This window comes from Nonomuraea sp. KM88, assembly GCF_052245635.1.
Classification (GTDB): domain Bacteria; phylum Actinomycetota; class Actinomycetes; order Streptosporangiales; family Streptosporangiaceae; genus Nonomuraea.
Map to the genome: position 1 here is coordinate 1 of NZ_JBQQCC010000052.1, position 3,640 is coordinate 3,640.

The 3,640-nt window shown below is 65.0% G+C and carries 4 protein-coding genes; all 4 read left to right on the top strand.

All coding sequences use genetic code 11. From position 1 onward, the window contains the following. The first annotated feature begins 102 nt into the window (after nucleotides 1-102). Nucleotides 103-426, top strand: a complete 324-nt coding sequence (locus tag ACTWPV_RS49495) for a transposase (RefSeq protein ID WP_443157196.1) — start codon at nucleotides 103-105, stop codon at nucleotides 424-426. 501 nt (nucleotides 427-927) lie between these two features. Continuing rightward, the gene (gene ltrA / locus ACTWPV_RS49500; protein WP_443157197.1) at nucleotides 928-2,382 is read left to right on the top strand and encodes a group II intron reverse transcriptase/maturase; all 1,455 of its coding nucleotides are present in this window, start codon (nucleotides 928-930) and stop codon (nucleotides 2,380-2,382) included. Nucleotides 2,383-2,494: 112 nt separating this feature from the next. After that, on the top strand, nucleotides 2,495-3,112 hold the full coding sequence (locus ACTWPV_RS49505) for a transposase (RefSeq protein WP_443157198.1): 618 nt from the start codon (nucleotides 2,495-2,497) through the stop codon (nucleotides 3,110-3,112). Continuing rightward, nucleotides 3,109-3,561: a hypothetical protein gene (locus ACTWPV_RS49510; RefSeq protein ID WP_443157199.1), complete on the top strand. Its 453-nt coding sequence runs from the start codon at nucleotides 3,109-3,111 to the stop codon at nucleotides 3,559-3,561. The genes ACTWPV_RS49505 and ACTWPV_RS49510 overlap by 4 nt, the downstream gene beginning before the upstream one ends. The last annotated feature ends 79 nt before the right edge of the window (nucleotides 3,562-3,640 follow it).

Below are 3,640 nucleotides of genomic sequence, written 5' to 3' on the forward strand. Positions count from 1 at the left end.
AGAGTGCGGTTCGCGAGCCTATGCCCGTGATGTCGCAGTGTGATCGTATGGATTTGTAGCGTTACCACCGGTTGGCGGGTCCAGTCGTGCTGTGATGGTCGAGTGACCGAGCGCAAGCTGTACCCCAGCGACTTAACCGACGCGCAGTGGGCGTTGATCGAGCCAGTGCTCACGGCATGGAAGGCCACACACCCATCCGTCAGCGGCCACCAGGGCAACTACGAGTTACGCGAGATCGTCAACGCCATCCGCTACCAGGGACGAACCGGCGTCCAATGGGACTATCTGCCGCACGACCTGCCGCCCAAGAGCGCGGCGTACTACTACTTCGCCGTGCGCCACGAGGCGTTGCGCGACCGAGTGGAGGTGAAAGACCTCGACCGTGGGGCCGTCGCAGCGGTCCTATCGAAGATGGGAGCAGCCTGAGCCGGGGAACGCCGGGGAAGGCGGGAAGCAGCTCCGACAAAGCCGAGACGTCTCAGCACCGCCAGATGGGGTGGGTTCGGCAATCGAGACCAGAAGGTGCAGCGGAAGCGAATCAGTGGTTGAAGCCCCGTAAGAGTAGTGCCGTCTCAAATCTGGTGGATAGGGGACGGTGAGCAGTACGTGGCTCTCGGTAGTGAAGCGGGAGCCGCCCCCTGGAACAAGCTGGAAAGGCTAACCAGGGTGGTCAGGGTGAAGGTCTGCGGCGTAGCCGTGACGATGCTGTCGGGGTATAGCTGGGCGCCTACCTGGTCGATCGGTACGCAGTGAACGTGGGAACCGTCTGCGGTCGCCCTCCCTGGCCAGGCAGCCAGTCCCGGCAGGCGGGCAGATCCGTTGCCGATTGCAGGCCGTAGGCGGGGCGGAGGCTCCGTAGTACTCCGGGCACGCGAAAGGTGTGCACATGGGGAAGGGAGCCAGCAAGTCAGCGGCAAGGAGGCTGGAATGCCAGGAGTGACGCTGGTGAATGCCGGCGGGCCGGAGCTGGAGTATTCCCTTTACAGGGCCGAGCGCCGGGTACTGGAGATCCAGGCCAAGCTGCACCGATGGGCTGGTGATGATCGCCATTGCCGGTTCGATGATTTGTTCAACCTCGTCTGTGATCCCGCGTTCTTGTTGGTGGCGTGGGGTCGGGTGCGGAGCAACAAGGGTGCCCGCTCAGCTGGTGTGGATGGCCGGTCGGCCTTCTATATCGAAGCGAGGGTCGGAGTCGAGGAGTTCCTCGATCGGCTGCGTGCCTCTTTGAAGGACCGCAGCTTCCGGCCGGAACCGGCGCGGGAACGGATGATCCCCAAGGCGAGCGGCAAGATGCGTCGCCTGGGCATCTCGACCGTGGCCGATCGGGTGGTCCAAGCATCCTTGAAGCTGGTCCTGGAGCCAATTTTCGAGGCGGATTTCCTGCCGTGCTCGTATGGCTTCCGGCCTAATCGCCGAGCCCATGACGCGGTGGCCGAGGTTCGCCTGCTCACGTCCAAGAAGTACGAGTGGATAGTAGAAGGCGACATCAAGGCATGTTTCGATGAGATCTCGCATCCGGCTCTTATGGAACGCGTGCGGGAACGAGTCGGAGACAAACGCGTCCTGAGCTTGGTGAAGGCGTTTCTGAAGGCGGGCATCCTGACCGAGGATGGCCTGCTGCGAGACACCGAAACCGGCACTCCGCAAGGATCGATCTTGTCTCCGCTGCTCAGCAACGTGGCCCTGTCCGTGCTGGACGAGCACATCGCCCGGCTGCCGGGAGGGCCTGCAACGAGCAGGACACAGCGGCAGGCGCGTCGCCGCCGTGGGCTTCCCAACTTCCGGCTCGTCCGCTTCGCGGACGACTGGTGTCTCATGGTCACCGGTACCAGAGCGGACGCGGAAGTCCTCAAGGAGGAGATCAGCGAGGTACTCGCCGGGATGGGGTTACGCCTGTCCCCGGAGAAGACCTTGATCACCCATATCGACGAGGGTCTGGACTTCCTGGGCTGGCACATCCAGCGCCACCGAAAGAGAGGCGAGGACCGGCACTACGTCTACACCTATCCGGCAAAGAAGGCGTTGCGCGCCGTCTGCCAGAAGATCAAGGACATGTGTCGTGGAACAAACACCAACCAGCCCCTGGCCATCCTGCTGCACCGGCTCAACCCGATGCTGCGGGGATGGTGCACCTACTTCCGGCCGGGTGTGTCCAGCAAGACCTTTGGTTTTCTGGCCTCCGTCGTCTGGCGGCAGGTTATGGCCTGGCTGCGACGGAAACACCGCAAAACGAGCTGGAAGGCTATTCGTCGCCGCTATTGCGACGGCGGGTGGTGGCCCCGCGACGGGGAGACAAGCCTGCTCCATACCGGATCGATCAGCACAACCCGATATCGATACCGGGGAGCAGCTATCCCTTCGCCGTGGACGGCCGCGGGATGACGATCGCACCACCACGACGGGACTTGGGGAGAGCCCGTTGCTCAGTAATGGGCACGGCGGGTTCGGGAAGCGGCCCAAGGAAACGGACCGATCGAAAGACCGGCACCGCGCCTTGGGCCGACTTCACAAGTGGCGCGACGACGGCACCGACAAGACGATCCACGACCTGCTGCGCTGGCATCTGCGCGAGAAGAAGAAACGATTAGCCGACCCGAGCCTGGTCGTGCTGGACACCCAGAGCGTCCACGTCGCGGCCGGGGTCCCCGCCTCCACCACCGGAAAAGACGCCGCCAAGCGCGTGCCGGGCAGGAAACGCGGCCTGGCGGTGGACGTGCTGGGTCTGGTCATCGCCGTGGTCATGCTGGCCGCCTCGGCTCATGAGAACACCGCCGGGATCGCCCTGCTGGACCGGGTCGCCGCCACCACCGAGGGCACGGTGACCAAAGCGCTGGTCGACCAGGGGTTCAAGAACGCCGTCATCGCGCATGGCGCCGACCTGGGGATCGACGTGGAGATCGTCGAACGCAACCCCGCCGACAAGGGGTTCATCCCCCAACCCAAGAGATGGGTCGTCGAGCAAACGTACGGCATCTTGATGTTCCACCGCCGCCTGGTCCGCGACTACGAGCACCTGCCGGCCAGTTCCGAATCACGAGTGTATTGGGCGATGACGGACGTGATGTCCCGCCGCCTGACCCGCGGCCCCGCCCCGTCATGGCGGTGGGCATGACCGGGCCCGACGCTCGGCGGCCCGACTTCGACCCCGGCACCTGGCTCCTGGACCGGATCGACGCCCGTGAGCGGGTCCTGACCGGCCAGGTCGAGCAGATCCAGACGGAGATCGACACTCTTGCCGCGCGTCTGGGCGAGCTCCGCGAGCAGGTGGAGCACCTGCGGATCAGCCGCAAGACACTCATCTCCCTCGCCGAGGAGGATCCCGCCCCGGCCGAGCCGGCCGGGGCGCCGCCGGCTGTCCCCGATCACCCCGCCTACCGGCAGATTCTCACCGTCTTCGGTGAGGTCGGCGGTTCTCTGCGCGCCCGTGACCTGGCCGCGGCCATGGACCTGCCGCTGACGCAGAACGCCATCCAGAACGTCCGCGCCAAGCTCAAACGCCTGGCCAGCCGCGGCATCCTCATCGAGACCGAGCCGGGATTGTTCACCCGGCCGCGCTCATAGCCCGAGCAGCGAGCCTCCGACCAGCCGACCTATCCCACTCCCAGCGACGAAAGGGACATCAGCTCGCGGAACGCACTCT

Bases quoted from the DNA above. Each gene is read 5' to 3' on its own strand.
- ltrA (WP_443157197.1), top strand. From the start codon at position 928: ATGCCAGGAGTGACGCTGGTGAATGCCGGCGGGCCGGAGCTGGAGTAT.
- ACTWPV_RS49510 (WP_443157199.1), top strand. From the start codon at position 3,109: ATGACCGGGCCCGACGCTCGGCGGCCCGACTTCGACCCCGGCACCTGG.